We start from the raw sequence: 18,882 nt of genomic DNA, 5'->3' as shown, positions 1-18,882 counted from the left end.
GACAAGAAGATGAAATAACCGTCAAAAATACAGGCAAATGCCCCCGGATATCGTAGTTGCAGTGCAACAAACGACTTGTCGTCGCCCCGTCATCTATAATTTCAGAGCGCGAACGTTCAAAAATGGCAAAAAAATAGTGCCCTCCCGCAAAAGACGGGAGGGCACTACCTCAGGAAGACTATAGCTCGAACGCGCAGTACAGACTCGCCCGACCTGAGCCGGGCGAGCGCCTTACCAGATGATATGGCTCAGCAGGTTCGGATCGTTATAGGTCGTGTTCAGGATGGTGATGACATTGCCACCGCCCAGGTCGAGCTTGGTGTCGGCGCCGACTTGCGACAGGTCGCCCAGGGTCACGACACCGCCGGTATAGGCGTTGACATTGATCATGTCGTTCTCGCCAGCGGAGAAGTCGGTGATCGTGTCTGCGCTGCTGCCGACCGTGAACAGGAAGAGATCGGCCCCCAGGCCGCCGGTCAGGACGTCGCCGCCATTGCCGCCGTTCAGGGTATTGTCGCCGGTATTGCCGATCAGTGTATTGGCCTGGCTATTGCCGGTGGCGTTGATATTGCCCGCTCCCGTCAATTGCAGTGTTTCGACGAAACGGCCAACCAGGCTGTAATCGACGGACGTGTAGATGATATCCGTACCGCCGCCGCTCGCTTCAACGACATTGTCGCCGACATTGTCGATATAGAAGGTGTCGTTGCCGGAACCGCCCGTCATGGTGTCCGCCCCGAGACCGCCGTCCAGCGTATCATTGCCTGAACCGCCGTCCAGACTGTTGACCGCCGAATTGCCGGTCAGGATATTGGCCGAATTGTTGCCGGTGGCATTGATCGCTCCTGCGCCCGTCAGGGTCAGGTTTTCGATAAAGGCGCCGACCAGCGACCAGGTGACCGACGACATTATCGTGTCGGTGCCCTGCCCGCTCAGCTCGGTGACGACATCGGCGGCATTGTCGATGATATAGGTGTCATTGCCGAGACCGCCGCTCATCGTGTCGGCGCCGGCGCCGCCGTCCAGGGTATTATTGCCGGCATTGCCGACCAGGGTATTGACCTGGCTGTTACCAGTGGCGTCGATATCCGCCGTCCCTGTCAGTGTCAGGGTTTCGACGAACCGTCCCGCCAGGGTATAGCTGACCGACGAGAAGATCTTGTCCGTCCCCGCGCCACTGGCTTCGACGACATTATCACCAACATTATCGACATAGAAGGTGTCGTCGCCGGCGCCGCCGGTCATGGTATCCGCTCCCAGACCGCCGTCCAGGGTGTCGTTGCCGGTACCGCCGTCCAGACTGTTGACGCCGTCATTGCCGTTGAGGTTATTGTCGAGACCGTTACCCGTGGCATTGATATTGGCCGCCCCAGTAAGTGTCAGGGTTTCGACAAAGCGTCCGGCCAGGCTGTAGGTCACCGACGAATTGATCCGGTCGTTACCCTCGCCTGTCAGTTCGACGACATTGTCACCGGCATCATCAACGATGAAGGTGTCGTCGCCCAGGCCGCCATACATGGTGTCCGCCCCGGCGCCGCCATCGATATAGTCGTTGCCGTCCAAGCCTTTCAGGATGTTGGCAGCGCTATTGCCGGTCAGGCTGTTGTCCACCGTATTGCCGGTGCCGTCGATCGCCGCCGCGCCGAGCAGCACCAGGTTTTCGAAATTGGCCGCCAGCGTATAGGTCAGGCTGGACCGGACAGTGTCATTGCCCTGAGCCGCGGCCTCGGTCACGACATCGCCGGCATTGTCGACGACGAAGGTGTCATTTCCGCTGCCACCGATCATGGTGTCGGCGCCCGCCTTGCCGTCGAGTGTGTCGTCACCGCTGCCGCCGTTCAGCGTGTTGACCGCGGCGTTACCGTTGATGATGTTGTTCAGGCTGTTGCCCGTGCCGTCGTTGGCCCCGGCCCCGGTCAGGTTCAGGTTTTCGACGAAACGTCCCGACAGGCTATAGGTGACCGAGCTGTTGATCGTATCCGTGCCCTCGCCGGTCAGTTCGACGACATTGTCGCCGACATTGTCGACCGTGTAGGTGTCGTCGCCCTTGCCGCCGGCCATGACATCCAGGCCGCCGCCGCCATTGATGACGTTATCGCCGTCATTGCCGTTCAGCGTGTTGTCCTTGCTGTTGCCGGTGGCGTTGATATCGGCCGTCCCGGTCAGTGTCAGGGTTTCGACGAAGCGTCCCGACAGGGTATAGCTGACCGACGAGAAGATGCGATCGGTGCCTGCGCCGTCGGCTTCGACGACATTGTCGCCGATATCGTCGACATAGAAGGTGTCGTTGCCGACACCGCCGGTCATTTTGTCGGCTCCGGCACCACCGTCAATCGTGTCATTGCCGGTGCCGCCATCGAGATTGTTGATGCCGCTGTTGCCGATCAGGACATTGTTCGAATTATTACCCGTCCCATCGATATCGGCGGTGCCGATCAAGGTCAGGTTTTCGACGAAGTGTCCGGCCAGATTATAGGTGATGGACGAATAGATGGTGTCCGTCCCCTCGCCGGTGGCCTCGACCACGACATCAGCGGCACTGTCGACATAGTAGCTGTCATTGCCGAGACCGCCGTCCATGGTGTCGTCACCGGTGCCACCATTGATGATATTATCACCATCGGTGCCCGTCAGGTTGTCATTGCCTGCGCCGGTCGTCACATTTTCGAAATTGATGAACGATTCGCCGCCGTAGTTGCTTGAGCCTGTGGCCAGATTGATGATGTAGTCGCCCGACCAAGAGGTGGTATCCAGCGTATCAACGCCGGCGCCACCATCCAGATTTTCCGGTCCGGAACTGGTCAGGCCGGCATAGATCAGGTCATTGCCGTTACCGCCGGCATAGGCGCCATTACCCGACGATGTGATCGTGTCATCACCGTCGCCACCGTCGACCGTATCGATGGTGCTATCGTTGCCCATAATGTCACCGGCCACGATGACGTCATTGCCATCACCGCCGTTGATGGTGTCACTGCCAGCTCCGCCATTGATATTGTTATCACCCGACGTGCCCGTGATCGTCTCATCGCCACCGTAACCAATATAGTTTTCGAAATTGGTCAAGGTAAAGGTGCCAATGGAGTCCGAATAGGTTCCGGCGGAGAGATCGACCGTAATCGGCACAGGATTGCTGCTACCGACAAAGCTCATATCCAGTGTGTCGGTGCCAGCACCACCGTCCAGAACGACGCCATAGGCGAAGATGCCACCGATAGTGTCGTTGCCATTGCCACCCGAATAATGGCCGTTTCCGGTATTGGTATTGTGGATGTTGTCATCACCCTCGCCGCCATCGATCGTGTCGTTGCCGCCATTACCGTCGATGTCGTCATTGCCGGCGCCGCCATTGATGACATTGGCTCCGGTCGTGCCGGTCAGGGTGTCATTGCCGCTGCCCGAGGTCAGGTTTTCAAAATTAACGAAGGACTCGCCCGACCAATTGGTCACACCCGTCGTCAGATTGACAACATAGTCACCCGTGAAGCGCGTGGTGTCGAGGGTATCGGTACCCGCACCGCCGTCCAGCGTCTCGGGCGTACCGAGCACGGCATAGATAAGGTCGTCACCGTTGTCACCGTAGACCGAACTGCCGCTGGAATCGCCGGCGTCCAGCGTGTCATTGCCGTTGCCGCCGTGGATGGTGTCACCACCGCCRCCACCGTTGATGACGTCGTTGCCGTCATTGCCATTGAGGACATTGACGCCCGAGGTACCGATGATGGTATCCGCCGACTGTGTGCCCAGCACGTTCTCGATACTGACCAGCGTCTCGGTGCCGAAGTCATCAGAATAACTGCTCACCGTCAGGTCGATGACAATGTGAGCCGAGTCGAAGCCCGAAGATATCCAGCTGTAATCGACCGTATCGGAACCGCTGCCACCGTCGATAACGGTGTCCCAGCCGGCACCGCCATCGAGGACATCGTCACCGTCATCACCGTAGACGCTGTCGACGCCATCGCCGGCATTGATCGTGTCATTGCCTGCGCCGCCGTGGATGATGTTGTTACCCGACGTGCCGGTCAGGGTATCGTTACCGATGCCGGAGATAAGGTTTTCGAAATTGGTGAAGGACTCGCCCGAGAAGTTTGTCAGACCCGTCGTCATATTGACAACGTAATCGCCGCTGAAGGAGGTCGTGTCCAGCAGGTCGGTGCCGGTGCCGCCGTCGGCCGTTTCCGGCGTACCGAGAACGGCATAGACAACGTCATCGCCGGCATCGCCATAGACCGAAGCGTTGCTACCACTTCCGGCATTGAGCGTGTCGTTGCCGTTATTGCCGTGGATGGTGTCGCCACCACCGCCACCATTGATGACGTCGTTGCCGTCACCGCCGTTGATGGCATTAGCGCCCGCAGTACCGGTCAGGGTGTCGTCGCCCGCGCCGGCCGTAAGGTTTTCAAAATTGGTGAAGGACTCGCCGGACCAATTGGTCAACCCTGTCGCCAGATTCACGACATAGTTGCCGCTCCATCTTGTCGTATCGAGCGTATCGGTTCCGGTTCCACCGTCAAGCGTCTCGGGATTGCCGACGACAGCGTAGATGTAATCGTTACCCGAGTCGCCGTAAACGAAGCTGTTGAGGGAGTCGCCAGCATCAAGCGTATCATTGCCGGCGCCGCCGTGGATGGTGTCGCCGCCGCCGTTGCCGTTGATCGTGTCGTCGCCGCCGCCGCCGTTGAGATTGTTGACGCCGGTCGTGCCGTTGATGATGTCGTTCTTCGAACCCGCAACGACATTTTCGAAGTTGAGGATGTTCAGCGTGCCGTTGACGGTCGTGTAGGTACCGGCCGTCAGATTATAGGTGGCGGCCAAATTATGCAGGGTCAGATCGACGGTATCGATGCCGGCCCCGCCGTCCCAGGTATTGCCGTATTGGAACCCGCCCTGGAGGTAGTCGTCGCCATTGCCGCCGTTCAGACTGGTAGCAGCAAAAGCTGTGGCATTGAGATTGTCGTTGCCGTCGCCACCGTTCAGCGTATCGGCGCCACCACCGCCCGTAATCGTGTCGTCACCGTTATTCCCATTGAGAACATTGGCGCCCGTTGTTCCAATGATGGTATCGTTTTGCGCCCCGGCCACAACATTCTCGAAGTTGAGAATATTAAGTGTGCCGTTAACGGTCGTATAGGTACCGGCGACCAGGTTATAGGTGGCGGCAAAATTATGCAGGGTCAGGTCGATGGTATCGACGCCGGCGCCTCCATCCCAGGTATTGCCATAATTGAAGCCACCCTGAAGGTAGTCGTTGCCATTGCCGCCATTGAGGCTGGTGCTGGCAAAGGCGTTGGCATTCAGATTGTCGTTACCGTCACCACCGTTCAGCGTGTCCGCGCCACCGCCGCCGGTGATGTTGTCATCGCCAGCGCCGCCATTGATGACATTGGCGCCCGAACTGCCGGTTATCGTATCGTCGCCGATACCCGTCGTCGCGTTCTCGAAATTGATATAGGATTCCGGGGGGAAATTCGTGGCGCCGGTCGCCAAGTTGAGCACATAGTCGCCGGTGTACAAGCTGGTGTCGATCGTGTCCGTACCCGCGCCGCCATCTAAAGTCTCGTTAACACCGATCCCGGCGTACATATAGTCGTTACCAAGATCACCGAAATAGGTACCGGCGCCTGTCGAGTATATCGTATCATTGCCGTCATTGCCGTGCACGGTATCCGTTCCGGACGCGCCGCTGGCATTGATCGTGTCCGCGCCATCGCCGCCATTGATCGTGTCGTTACCGGCACCGCCGTTCAGCGTATCGTTGCCGAGCAGACCGTTTATGGTGTCGTCACCGGCATTGCCGTTGAGTGTATTGGCCGCCTGGTTGCCAGACATCGAATCATTGCCCGAGCCGCCATTCGCGTTTTCGATCAGCGACCGCGTATCGCCATTATAGAGCAAGGCATTGGCGATATTACCCGCCGCCATGGCCGTGCCGCCGGAATAGGCCCGGTGATTGGCCAATTGCGCCGTGCTGAAGGTCGAAAAGGCGCCGGGCGCCAGGTCGATGGTTTCATTATTGCTGTAATTACTGAAATCATAGGTGTCGATGCCGTTGCCATCCCAGATGGTGCGCAGGATCTTGCTGCCGTCCGGATCGCCCTGGCTGACGCCATTGATAAACATCTCACCGGTCGATGCGCTGAAGGTATAGACGGACGCCCCGGCATTGGAGGTGAAATTGGCCCCGTAGAGATATTGCAAGGCCGCGATGTCGTCCTGCATATAGGTCTGGGGCTGGTTGAACTGGTCACCCTGAAAGCTGATGCCGTTGAGCGGATCGGAGCGATAGGTCATCAGCGACCAGTCCTGACCGTCATGCGACGACGGCAAAGCCGCCGTGCCGAAGAACGGTCCCGGACCGTCGACATAGCCGCCGGTCGTCAGGTCGAAACTGGTATAGTCCTGGTGCCCGTGCTTCAGCCCCATGGTGTGGCCGATTTCGTGCATGAACGTCGCCTGCCCCCAGTTGCCGATATTCGGCGTCAGGTAGAAGGGCTGCGGATTGCTGGCACTCTTGCCGATCCAGATATCGCCGTCCGACGCATCGCTGCCGGGGAAATTGCCTTCCGCCGAGCCCTGCTGAGTGCTGGTCGTCTGCGACATACGAATGTTGCCGTGAACCGAAGCCGTTTCGGTGACCTGGCTGAAATGCAAGTTGGTATAGCTGGAAATGAGGTTGAAAGCATAAACCGACGCCGCCTGCTGAGCCGCGTTCAACACAACCTGATGCGATACGTAGTCAGGCTTGTAATAGGGCGAATTATAATTGGCGCCGCTGGTCGGGAAACTGTAGGTCAGGTTGGTGATCGACCATTTCGAACCGATCAACGTGGCGTCAATATCCTGATTGCCGCTGAAATGGTAGGTGCCGCCGCTAAAGGTTTCCGTCAACCTCGTCGTGAGACCGGGACCGGAAGCGTCGGTAATGCCCCCGGAATTGCCGGCATAATGGCGCGTCGGTCCACCGGCTACTGTACCGGTATCGCCGCCCGTGCCCAAAGCCCCCAATAATGAACTGCCGTCGAAACCGCCCGTGTCGAAGAGACTGCCGTGTGTGACCGCGGTTTCACGGGGCGCGGCGACAAAGCCGTCGGTAGGCAAAGCAAAAGGCGACGCCGTTACCGCCGCCGTGGCCGAATAGTTGAGAAAACCCGAGAGGGCATGGCTGAAGGCGGCCGCGCCGCTATAGGCGCCCACGCCCGCGGGCGCGCCTCCCCCTCCGCCCTGGAAGGCCGCTTCCGAAAGGCCGATATTGGCTGTGTTTGTCAGATTGAGATTCGTGGCAACCGACGTGTCGGTGCCCGAGCGAAATTGCGCGCGCATTGGTGTCACCCTGATTTTAAAAGTTATTGTATAACGTTACTGAATACTGAGATTCACGCGCCGCGGCGGACGATATGTACCCTGTCCCCGGGGCAATACTGCACAGAAAGCGGAAGAATATACCGATTTTTAAGTTTTCATAGGCCGTTTTTTATAGAAATCGATATAAATTATTAGTGAACATTATGTAAAGCTTAACCGCATTGCACAAAATTTCCGTACAGATTCAACGCTGTAATTGAGCCGGTTGGTAAATCAGATTTTACCTGATTGCTACAGGAGCAGTTACATCTTCAACATACTGTCACGATTGACCAGTCATCTGGTACAACGAGCGCGTGTTACCATCGCGCAGTTGCCAAAGTCTCCGGGAAGGTTCCGGCACTTTTCGAACGGCTTACGCGGTCAAAAGCAAAAAACTCGACGCGTTTCGACAAAATCCCGGACCGCCCCGACCGGACTTCGTCACCCCCGCAACGACCATAACGACGTTACGTGTCACCACCGTAACGTTCTTGCCACATTTTGCAAGCCCAAAATACCATTTCCAAGCCCAGATCTTCGCATCCCGGCCACTTGCCGGCCGCGTGAAGAATCCACAGTAAATTGCCGTTAACCAGCGCAGCCACATCGCCAATTTATGTGTGCGCCTGCTAACGTCCGGCTTGCGAAGATGGAGATGCCATATGTCCCTGCCCCTGGAAATCGACCGCGTCTTTCGCCGCCTGGACCAAAAGGTCATCGACCGCCACACGGCCCGCGCCGCCGTCAAACAACTGGTGGCCCTGCGGCCGGAGTCCGCTCGCGTCGTCGAGGAGATCGACAACCTGTTCGATAAACACGACATGTGTGTCACGGGTCCGTTGACCCTGGTTTATGCCGTGCAAAAGTTGGTAGACCGTCACTTGGCCGCTGTCGAAGGCGTCGGTTGTTAGCTTTCCTTACGCATACTGCGCCACGCGCTGCTGGCGCACCGCCTGTTCGTCTTCGAAGCCCTCGCCCTTTTCGGCCGCCAGCCGCGCCAATTGTCCAATGAACAACGTCGATGGCCGATCGTATTGCGGCCGTTGGCTCAGGCTTTCCAGATAGGGGCGTAAATTCGTCTTGCTGGTCCGCTGATAACCGCCAAAAGCGTTCTTGATCACGCGGCGTACCGTCGTTTCCTTGAAATCGACGTCGTCCTGCAATGACACCGACAGCATGTCGCACAGGGTTCTTTCGGCGTCGTCGAGCTTGCCGACTTCAGTCTCATACATGGCCTTCAGGATCGCATAGAAAGCATTGCCGCGGTCGTAAAAAAGGGCGCAATCCAAGGCCTCGATCAGGCTCTCGGGCGCGACGACATCGCGGCCGTAATGGACCAGATTATAGAAGGCGAAAGCGCGCTGTGGTCCGGACAGCGGCACTTCGGGGTCGTAAAGGTCGGGATCGCTGGCAATCATATCGACGACGCTCGCCGCACTTTCGCCCGCCGGCGTGATGATCTTGCCGCCGCCGATCAACTCGGCCACACGGGAAAACCCGCTCACCCCAGCATAGATCTGGGCGCAGCGCGACATCAGAACGATTTCGGCGAGGGCCGTACCTAAATCGTCTGTCAGGTTAAGCAAGTCCGATGCCAGCTTCAGACCGAACTTCCCGGCCAACAGCCGGCAGGTCGGCACGTCCTGGCCGAAAATGATCGGCGTCTGCCCGGCCGCGAGGCGCTCTTCGATGATGTGCTTGGCGACCGGATAGCACAGCGCCTTATGGGTATAGCTGTCGAACAGGCGGAAGTTGCCATAGATCATATCTCCGGCGCGGAGGTGCAGTGCCACCGCATTGGGTGGAAGGGGTATGGTCGCGGCACGCGCCATTTCATCGCGCAGATCCGACGCGAAATCTATGCGTCGCCAGGCGTCCTTCAACCGGCCGGGCAAATCGTCAAGTCCGGTAACCAGGCGCTCTATAGCCTCCTGATTTACGATAATACCGTCAGGCGCGCTATCGAGTAGCTTGCGGATACCCTCCAGCGGCAATCCCACCGGCTTTAGGGTGACGAACCGGGTAAGGTCGGGATTCGTCACGCAATGATCCGTTATAAACACCGGATCGAAGGTCGCCGCGGCCGCAACGATACAATGCCCTCCACCTGTCAACGTCGGATTGAGACGCCACCGAATCTTGAAATCGACACCGAAATAGTCGGCCAGGACAATGGCGTTGAGCATTGCCTTGAGACGCTCGCCCAAACCATCGTTGCGCGTGACCAGAAAGATTTTACCTGACATATTGCCATCCGCAGAACAGCCCAACGCCCCCGGAAAAACGATGGATACGTTATAACAAGTTGCTACGTATAACGTAACAGAAATTGAGTTTCAGACGTGAAATCTTGCGCCACGGTATTGCCATTAATGGCTTGGAGACGCATCGCGTGTTGCTCCGGCATATCCTTTCGCGCTACGACGCCCATCCCTTAAACGCCCTGCGTGAGTACCCCGATGTGCGAGCTCCTGGCCATGAGCGCCAATGTGCCGACCGATGTGCGTTTCAGCTTCGCCGCCCTGTCCCAGCGCGGCGGGGCGACGGGCACGCACACCGACGGCTGGGGTATCAGCTTTTACGAACACAAGGGCTGCCGCAGCATCCACGACCCGAACCCGAGCGCCCAATCCGAACTGGCGCGCTTTATCCGTTCCTATCCCATCAAGAGCCTGATGGTCATCGCCCATGTCCGCAAGGCCAACCGTGGCAAGACCTCGCTGGAAAATACCCACCCCTTCACCCGCGAACTGTGGGGCAGCGCCTGGAGTTTCGCCCATAACGGCCAACTAAAAGGCATCAAGAAGCGCAAACTCGGCTATTATATGCCGATCGGTACGACCGACAGCGAACACGCCTTCTGCTGGATCCTCGATCAACTTCGGGCCGCCTTCCCCAAACGTCCCACGGATGGGCAATTGTCGAAAAAGATCGCCGGGCTCTTTGCCGATCTGCGCGGTCTCGGCGTCTTCAACGCCCTGCTGAGCGATGGCCGTTCGCTCTATGCCAGTTGCTCGACCAAGCTGTGTTATGTTGCCCGCAAGGCGCCGTTCGGCCCGGCCAGCCTGATCGACGAAGACCTCGAGGTCGACTTTTCCAAGGAAACAACCCCCAACGATCGCGTATTGATCCTGGCCTCGACACCGTTGACCAAAAATGAGACCTGGACCCAGGTGGCGCAGGGCACGACCCTGGTCGCGCGCAACGGCGACCTGGTCGGCGCGCGCTTTTAGCCATCCGAGCGCGACTGTTGATAGCTCGGCAGGCCGTCGCCGAATTTCACCCAGACGATATTGTGGCTGAGCCAAGAATGATGGGTGGGTGGAGAGACATCCGGATCGTCGAAACTGGCGATCGCGACATCGATCTCGCCCGGCTCGGCTTCGTATGTCAGTTGCGTCCCGCAATGACCGCAGAAGGTGCGCGAAACGCCAGGCGATGATGCGTAGCGCGCAGGCTCGCCTTGGGTAACAACATAGTCGTCGGTCACGACGCTCGCCCAGGCGACGACAGGCGCTCCCGAGATGCGCTGGCAGGTGCGGCAATGACAGACCATGCTGGCCTGGACGGCGGCGAGCACATACCGCACGGCACCGCAATGGCATCCGCCCGTAACTGTTTTTTGCATGGCTTTCCTCCCCTGCCGTCGCGCTTCGAACTATCAGGCACGCGCACATCGAACGCAATAAGCACGAGTCTCAACCCATTTCGCTGCTGACAGATTCTGGCGACCGGAGACCTACCTCTGCTCGACATTGGCCATGGCCGGCATGAATCCCGCGCCCCGGCGGCGTGCGTTTGTTGCCTTTCCGTGTTCGCTCCTGAGGATGCCACCATGCCCTTTTTCCGCTCGACGGCTCTGGCCGTGATCTTCTGCACGCTCGCCACAACAGCTTTCGCAGCGCCGGCCGTTCAGGACATCGACCCGTCCGTGAAGCCCGGCGACGACTTCTACCGTTATGCCAACGGCAATTGGCTGAAAACGGCCAACGTCCCTGCCGGCCTGACGACCTACGACACCCGCGCCATGATCAACGCCCTGACTCGCCAAAGAGTGCGCGACCTGATCCAGGGCGCCGCCACGGCCAAGGCGCCCTCCGGCACCCCTCAACAGAAGGTCGGCGACTATTACGCGGCCTTTGTGGACCAGGACAGTATCGAGGCCAAAGGTTTGACACCCCTGGCCGCCGACATGGCCGCCATTGCCGCGATTTCCGACACCAAATCCCTGTCGGCTTACCTCGGCGGCACCTTGAACAGCGAGGTCGACGGCGTCACGGCCAACGGCGACCATGTCCTGGGCCTGCTGGTCAATCAGGGCTACGAAGACGGAGCGCACAATTATCCGCACCTCCTGCAAGGCGGGCTGGGCATGCCCGACCGCGAGTCCTATCTCTCCGCGTCACCGGAAGCGGCTACCTTGCGGACCCAGTATCAGGCCCATATCGCCGCCGTGCTGAAACTGGCGGGCCTGCCCGACGCCGATGCTCGCGCGGGCCGTGTCCTGGCGCTGGAAATCAAGCTAGCGCAATCGCATGCGCCGGATTCCGACGCGGCGGACGTCTTTAAGCAGAACAATCCGTGGCACCGCGCCGACTTCGCCACCAAGGCGCCGGGCATGGACTGGGAGGCCTGGTTCACGGCCGCCAGCCTCGACCATCAGCAGAATTTCACCATCTGGCAGCCCACGGCAGTCACCGGCCTGGCCGCCCTGGTCGGAGGTGAAAACGTCGACACCTGGAAGGACTATCTCCGCGTTCACCTGATCGACCACTACGCCGCCGTCCTGCCGCGCGCCGTCCAGGCCGAACATTTCGCATTTTACGGAACTGTCCTGAACGGCGCGACCCAAATGCCTGACCGCGGTGAGGACGCCATCGCCGCCACCAATGGCGCTGTGGGCCAGGCCGTTGGCCAACTCTACACCCAGGCTTACTTTCCGCCCGCCGCCAAGGCCGCGGCCAACGACATGGCCGCCAATATCCTGACCGCCTATCGCGGCCGCATCGAGAACCTGACGTGGATGTCGCCGGCGACCCGCGCCAAGGCCCTGACCAAGTTGGCCGCTTTCAAGGTCGGTCTCGGCTATCCCGACACCTGGCTCGACTATGGCGCGCTGGACGTGGCGCGCGACGACGCTTTCGGCAATCTGCGCCGGGCTGAAGCCTTCAACCGCCAGCGCAACCTCACCCGGCTCACCCAGCCGGCGGACCCGATGGAATGGCCGATCCATCCGCAAACGGTGGGCGCCATCATCATGTTCAGCCCCAATAGCGAGTTCTTCGCCGCTACCTTGCTGCAGCCACCGTTTTTCGATCCCGAAGGCGATGCAGCGTCGAACTATGGCTCGGCCGGCGCCGGCATGGCCCACGAATTCAGCCACAGCTTCGACGAACTGGGCAACATCTATGACGACCAGGGCCGCCTCGGCGCCTGGTGGACGCCGCAAGACACCGCCAACTACCACGCCACGGCGGCGAAATTGGTAACCCAGGTCGATCACGATTGCCCCCTGCCCGACCTGTGCCTGAACGGCACCCAGACACTGGGCGAAAACATTGCCGACCTGGCCGGGTTGCGGACGGCCCACGACGCCTATCTGTTGTCCTTGCATGGCAAACCCGATGTCGTCATTGGCGGCCTGACCGGTGAACAGCGTTTTTATCTTGCCTTTGCGCAAAGATGGCGCCGACTTCAGGACGAGACCGCCCTGCGCCGTCAGGTCAAGACGGACACCCACCTGCCCGGCGAATACCGCAGCGACGCGGTGCGCAATGACGACGCCTGGTACAAGGCTTTCGGCATCAAACCGGGCGACAGGCTGTACCTGCCACCGGAAGACCGTGTCGGCATCTGGTGACGACAGTCAGGCCTTGGCCTCGTCATGCTCAGATTTGGCGGCCTCCCAAATCTCACGCGCTGCATCGGCGTTCATGATGGCGATTCCGATGCCTACGATCAAATCCGGCCACGCCGAAGGCCAGACCAGGGTCGCGGCGCCGGCCAGCATAATGGCGATATTGGCCGCGGCATCATTGCGGGCAGACAGGAAGGCTGCGCGCGTCAGACTGCCCTTGTGATGCTGAAATCGTGCCAGCAAGAAGGCGCACGCCAAATTGACGGCCAGGGCGCCGAGACCGGTGCCCGACAGCAGCCAGGGTTCCGGCGCCGCGAAGGTGTGGAATTTCTGCCAGGCCGTCCAGATAAAAGCCAGGGCCGGTGCCAACAGGATGAACGCCATGGCCATGGCGGCCCGCGATCGCAGCTTTTGGGACCAGCCCAGGGCGACCGCAATCAGGATATTGACCGCGGCGTCCTCGAAAAAATCCACGCTGTCGGCAAATAGCGATACCGACCCGATCTGGCGGGCGACGATGAATTCGACGCCGAAATAGGCAAGATTGGCCAGGGCGACAATGATAACGGTACGGCGCAAATGCGCATTGGCAGCGATTTCGTCCGCTTCGATCATCGTCTGTTCCGTGGGTGGCGTGAAAGGGAGGTGAAAGGTAGGATATGCGCGCGTTCTGTGGTCTTGTCGCCCCGCTTTTCACCTTTTGGCGTGCCTTGGCCGACGCACTTATCCTGCGGAATTGCCCGCCACTCCCCTCCCGGCCGGAGTTTTGGCGCCCTAGAGGCGGCTTGGAGGAGGTCGGGTACGCGTTATCAGGGCTTTGCGTGCGGATTTTCGGCGGTTAAAGCGGCGTGAATTGCGCTAAATTCGCCCTGTTGAACGGAAAAGACGCGAAGTTAGGCAGCCTTGACAGCCCCTTGTTCAATGGCGGCAATAATGTGCTGGACGGCGCAACCGCCACCAACGCAACGGGCATAGCTAACGGCCTTGGCGCCTTTTGACGGCAACAGGAAACCGGCAACTGTCGTTCCGGACCGAAGGTTGGAAAAAACCGGGAAAAGATGCCTGGAAAAAAAACCTGTGTCTTTTCGTAAGAATTTTTTAAGCCAATCGACAACATGGTTTTACACGGTGGCGCCCTGCCCGCGCCTTCTTTAACCGAGTTCTGCCATGTTTTTCAGCTCCAGCGCCCAGGCCACGCTCGCGGCCTTCATGAAGTCCCAGGCCATTATCGAATTTGCGATGGACGGCACTATTCTGTCGGCCAATGACAACTTCCTCAAGGCCATGGGCTATCGGCTTGAGGACATCAAAGGCAAGCATCACAGCATCTTCGTCAAGGAAGACTACCGTAACAGCGAGGCGTATCGGCAGTTCTGGGCCAGGCTGAAGGAAGGTCGTTTCGATATCGCGGAATATCTTCGTATAGGCAACGGCGGCCGGGAAGTCTGGATCCAGGCCTCGTACAATCCGGTTTTCGACAAGCACGGCCGTCCCGTCAAGGTCGTCAAGATCGCCACCGACATCACCAGCCAGAAGCTGCAGGCCGCCGAGGCCGAAGGTCAGATCGTGGCGATCAACCGCGCCCAGGCCGTTATCCATTTCGACCTCAAAGGCACGGTTCTCGACGCCAATGACAACTTTCTAAAGGCGCTCGGCTATCGGCTCGACGAAGTCCGCGGTCAGCACCATTCAATGTTCGTCGAGCCCAGCTATCGCAACAGCCCCGAATACCGGGAGTTCTGGGCAGCATTGGCCCGGGGGGAATTCCAGGTCGCGGAATATAAGCGCATCGGCAAGGGCGGCAAGGAGGTATGGATCCAGGCCTCCTACAATCCCATTTTCGACGCCAGCGGCAAGCCTCATGAGGTGGTGAAGTTCGCCACCGACATCACCGCCCAGGTCCAGGAACGCCAACGCCGGGAGAAGGTCCAGGCCGGGATCAGCCGCGATCTCGAGGAAATCACCACGGCCATCACCGAGGTAAGCCACTTGGCCATCGATACGGCGGCCGCTTCGACCCAGACCTCTTCCAATGTCCAGGTCGTCGCCACCGGCGCCGAGGAACTGGTGGCGAGCGTCGGCGAAATCAATCAGCAGGTCCATCTCGCCCTGGACGTGTCGCAGGAAGCCGTGAGGAAGGCCAGCGAAACGACGGATATCGTTTCCGGCCTGTCGGCGGCGGCGCAGCGCATCGGCGATGTCGTCGGCCTGATCAATCAGATTGCCTCCCAGACCAACCTTCTGGCGCTGAACGCCACCATCGAAGCCGCGCGCGCCGGCGAGGCGGGAAAAGGCTTCGCGGTCGTCGCCACCGAGGTCAAGACTTTAGCGGCGCAGACCTCGAGCGCTACCAAGGAAATCGGCAACCAGATCGCCGCTGTCCAGGCCTCGACCGGCGGCGCTGTCGGCGCCATCGAACAGATCGCCGACATCATCGGACAGATCAACATGATCTCGACCGGCATTGCCGGCGCCATGAACGAGCAATCGGCCGTCGTACGCGATATTGCCCAGAACATGCAAAGCGCGGCCGGGAGCGTCGATACGATCACGCAAAATACCTCCACGATCGCCAGCGCGGCGGAACAGGTCGATCAGTCGGCGAAGAGCGTCCGTCAGGCCGCCCGCTCGCTTGGCTGACACCACCTGGCAGAGCTCGACCGCGAGACTTCAACTGCCCGGCTTCAGCTGACAGACTTCAACTGGCGAAATGCGCCAGCGCCCATTGCGTTGCCAGCCGTAAGGCCATGGCCTGATCCTCAAAGCTGGTATGGGTTTTCAGCGCCTGGATCAGGCCTGGCGCGCGCGGGTCGTGCCATATCTGCAGATAGATGGCGTCGGCATAGGCCAGGACAGGATTCGGCGGGGCGCCCAGGCTTTTATCGAGCATGACCGCCGCATTGTAGCGTCCGTCATAGTCGCCCTGATCCGCCGCCTTTTGATACCAGGCAAAGGCCTTGGCATAGTCCTGAGGGACGCCCTTGCCGGCATAATAGAGGTCACCGAGATTGATCTGGGCGTCGGGAAGACCGGCGTCCGCCGCTTTCTCGAACCACTGCCGCGCCTGCGCCGTATCCGCCGGAACACCCGTGCCGTTGAGGTACATTACCCCGGCATAGAATTGCGCCACCTTGTCGCCGGCCCCGGCTTTCGCCAGGGTCTGCGGATCGGCATCCGGTTCAGCGGCATCGGGTGCGGCCGCCGGAGCCGCATCGTTATTCGCCAAGACACCGGCAATATCGGACGCCCGGGCGCCGCCGCCCGAGGTCGCCTGTGTCCGGGCCTTCGGCGACGCATCGAGCACGATCCTATCGCCAAAGGCGTAGCGCATCTTGCCGGCCTTGCCCCGCGCCGCGACCAGGTCCATGTGACCGTTGTCGAGTTGCTGGCTGTCGTACAATTCCGCGACCACCCAGTCGAAAGTATGAAAGCCTTGGTCGTTCGCTTTCAGCAGCCAGTCCACCGCGGTATTGACGTCCTTGGGGACACCCAGACCATCGCGATAGAGCAGGCCGAGATCGCTTTGCGCCTGATGATCGCCCGCCTCGGCCGCCCGGGTCAGCCATTGCGCGGATTTGGCATAGTCGATGCGCAGGCCTCTTCCGCTGCCATAGGCCTCGCCCAGGGCCTGCATGGCCCTGACGTCGCCGGTTTCAGCCCGGGGCAGGAGTTTGCTCAGAAAGGCCTGCTCCCTGGCGGGCCTGGCCTGCAAGGTTTTGAGAGCATCCTTGGCCGGGCCGGAACCCAGCTCCAGGGCCCTTTGATACCACCGTGCCGCCTCGGCATCGTCCTGCATGGCGACAAGGCCATAGTCGTAGAGATTGCCGAGATGGAGGGCCGCCGAGGCGTCGCCAGCATCGGCGGCCTTTTTCAGCCAATAGAGTCCGGCGTCGGTGTCGTTGTAAAAGTTCGACGAAGCCGAGACGCCAATCATGTCGCTGGGGGTGGTCTCTACATACATGAGGCCGAGCAAACCTTGCGCCGTCACATCGCCTTCGACCGCCGCCAGAGTGGCGCAGGCATAGGCGTTTTCCTCACCGGCGCCGATCTTGGCCTGCCAGTTTTTCAGCGCGGTCCGATAATGTTGCTGGGCGGAGCGTTGGTCGCCGGGCAGGCATTCCGGCGTGAGGTTGCGATAGACCACGGGCGGGGCCGGTTGTGTATAGATGTGAAAAACGCCGACCTGCGCGTGCGCTGCGCCGGCCATCAAGGTCAGGGCGATCGCGCCCGTCCACAGGCTTCGTTTCATGGCTTCCCCCATATTCCTGCTCCATTCTGACAGCCGGTGCCTTGGCAATCAATCGGATATTTTTCAGCCGGCGTGCGACAAGACCAGGTTCAGGCCGAGCACGCCCAAAAGGCCGACCACGCCCACCAGGCTCTCCATCAGGGTCCACGAGCGGAAAGTGTCCCTCAGGCTGAGATTGAAATATTCCTTGAACATCCAGAAACCGGCGTCGTTGACGTGCGAGCACATCAGGCTGCCGGCGCCGATCGCCAGGACCATCAGGTTCGGGTCGGCGTGACCTGCAACGACGACAGGCGTCATGATGCCGGCGGCCGTCAGCCCGGCAATGGTGGCCGAGCCCAGGGCGATGCGGATAATCATGGCGATCAGCCAGCCGAGAAGCAGGGGCTGCAGAGGAATGGTCTGCAGCCAGGTGGCCAGTTGCACCGTGACGCCGGCGTCGACAAAGACCTGTTTCAGGGCCCCGGCCCCAGCCAGGATCAGCAGGATGCCGGCGACGTCCTTCAGGGAGACGCCGTAGCCCTGCATCAGGGCCTTGATGTCCTTGCCGCGGGCCAGGCACAGGCTGAAGGTGGCGTAGATCAGGGAGATCAACAGGACGAGCGTCGGTTGTCCGAGAAGCGCCGAAACCGCCGCGAGGACGGGTGGTTTATCCTGCACATAGGCCAGAAGGGTCGCCGCGGCGATCAGCAGCACGGGCAGCAGGGCGGTGAAAAAGCTGTTGAACGCACCGGGCAGGCTGTCTTCGGGGACATCGGTCAGGGCTGACGCCATCGGCGCCTGGCCGGTCGCCGGATCCGTGGCCTGGGGGGCGATGCCTTTCAGGGTCAGGGCCAGTAAGGGACCGGCGACCATCAGGGCGACGACGCCGACAATCAGGCCGTAGATCAGGGTCAGGCCGGTATCGGCGCCGAACATCTTGACCAGCACGATCGGCGACGGATGCGGCGGCAGGAAACCGTGGGCGATCGACAGACCGCACAAAAGCGGGATACCGAGATAGACGGCGGGCAATCTGGCGCTGCGTTCCAGTGAGAAGATCAGCGGCACCATGACGACGAAGCCGACCGTATAGAAGAGCGGTATGCCGACGATCAGGCCGGTAAAGGCCATGGCGATCAGGATGAAGCGTTGTCCGACAAGGCCGATCAGCGTCCTGGCAATGGTCTGGGTTGCTCCGCTTTCGGCGATCACGCGCCCGAACATGGCACCCAGGCAGATAATCGCCGTAATCCCTCCCAGCATGTCGCCTATGCCGTGCTCCAGCGACTTGCCGATACCTTCCAAAGGCATACCGAAAGCCAGGGCGCCGGTGACGGCCGTAATCAGGAAGGCGGCAAACGCCGGCACCTTGCCCCAGCTGATCAGAACGATCAGCAGCGCCACCAGGACCACAACGGCAAGAACGATCAAAACAGCTCTCCTTCGA

Annotated in this window: 10 protein-coding genes; 4 read left to right on the top strand and 6 right to left on the bottom strand. The window is 60.1% G+C overall.

The annotated features are described in order from the left end of the window. Nucleotides 1–231: 231 nt before the first annotated feature. Nucleotides 232–7,323: a M10 family metallopeptidase C-terminal domain-containing protein gene (locus AC1DX3_RS16535; RefSeq protein ID WP_476990421.1), complete on the bottom strand. Its 7,092-nt coding sequence runs from the start codon at nucleotides 7,321–7,323 to the stop codon at nucleotides 232–234. Nucleotides 7,324–8,009: 686 nt separating this feature from the next. Here AC1DX3_RS16535 and AC1DX3_RS16530 point away from each other — a divergent pair. Beyond that, nucleotides 8,010–8,258, top strand: coding sequence for a hypothetical protein (locus tag AC1DX3_RS16530; RefSeq protein ID WP_476990420.1), 249 nt, complete (start codon nucleotides 8,010–8,012; stop codon nucleotides 8,256–8,258). Nucleotides 8,259–8,264: 6 nt separating this feature from the next. Here AC1DX3_RS16530 and AC1DX3_RS16525 read toward each other — a convergent pair whose 3' ends face one another. Then, nucleotides 8,265–9,593, bottom strand: coding sequence for a hypothetical protein (locus tag AC1DX3_RS16525; protein WP_476990419.1), 1,329 nt, complete (start codon nucleotides 9,591–9,593; stop codon nucleotides 8,265–8,267). A 213-nt stretch (nucleotides 9,594–9,806) separates the two neighbouring features. Between AC1DX3_RS16525 and AC1DX3_RS16520 the strand changes: the two genes are divergently transcribed. Next, nucleotides 9,807–10,580: a class II glutamine amidotransferase gene (locus AC1DX3_RS16520; RefSeq protein ID WP_476990418.1), complete on the top strand. Its 774-nt coding sequence runs from the start codon at nucleotides 9,807–9,809 to the stop codon at nucleotides 10,578–10,580. Here the strand turns inward: AC1DX3_RS16520 and AC1DX3_RS16515 are convergent. Further along, nucleotides 10,577–10,975 (bottom strand): GFA family protein, encoded by a 399-nt coding sequence (locus AC1DX3_RS16515; RefSeq protein WP_476990417.1) that lies wholly within the window; start codon nucleotides 10,973–10,975, stop codon nucleotides 10,577–10,579. The two genes, AC1DX3_RS16520 and AC1DX3_RS16515, sit on opposite strands and share 4 nt — an antisense overlap. 207 nt (nucleotides 10,976–11,182) lie before the next feature. On the opposite strand from AC1DX3_RS16515, the gene AC1DX3_RS16510 reads away from it, so the two are divergent. Then, entirely contained in the window at nucleotides 11,183–13,207 is a 2,025-nt protein-coding gene (locus AC1DX3_RS16510) for a M13 family metallopeptidase (RefSeq protein ID WP_476990416.1), read from the top strand. A gap of 6 nt (nucleotides 13,208–13,213) precedes the next feature. On the opposite strand, the gene AC1DX3_RS16505 is transcribed toward AC1DX3_RS16510, so the two are convergent. After that, a complete protein-coding gene (locus AC1DX3_RS16505) occupies nucleotides 13,214–13,819 on the bottom strand; it encodes a cation efflux transmembrane domain-containing protein (RefSeq protein WP_476990415.1) in 606 nt (201 codons plus the stop codon). A 552-nt stretch (nucleotides 13,820–14,371) separates the two neighbouring features. On the opposite strand from AC1DX3_RS16505, the gene AC1DX3_RS16500 reads away from it, so the two are divergent. After that, complete coding sequence (locus tag AC1DX3_RS16500) at nucleotides 14,372–15,844, top strand: methyl-accepting chemotaxis protein (RefSeq protein WP_476990414.1); 1,473 nt, start codon at nucleotides 14,372–14,374, stop codon at nucleotides 15,842–15,844. A 58-nt stretch (nucleotides 15,845–15,902) separates the two neighbouring features. Here AC1DX3_RS16500 and AC1DX3_RS16495 read toward each other — a convergent pair whose 3' ends face one another. Beyond that, the gene (locus tag AC1DX3_RS16495; protein ID WP_476990413.1) at nucleotides 15,903–17,453 is read right to left on the bottom strand and encodes a tetratricopeptide repeat protein; all 1,551 of its coding nucleotides are present in this window, start codon (nucleotides 17,451–17,453) and stop codon (nucleotides 15,903–15,905) included. A gap of 63 nt (nucleotides 17,454–17,516) precedes the next feature. Next, a complete protein-coding gene (locus tag AC1DX3_RS16490) occupies nucleotides 17,517–18,866 on the bottom strand; it encodes a gluconate:H+ symporter (RefSeq protein WP_476990412.1) in 1,350 nt (449 codons plus the stop codon). Between the last annotated feature and the right edge of the window lie 16 nt (nucleotides 18,867–18,882).

It is taken from the genome of Asticcacaulis sp. P2_B1, from assembly GCF_056404915.1.
The sequence above is the reverse complement of the archived record's forward strand: the minus strand, read 5'-3'. Positions and strand labels throughout refer to the sequence as shown.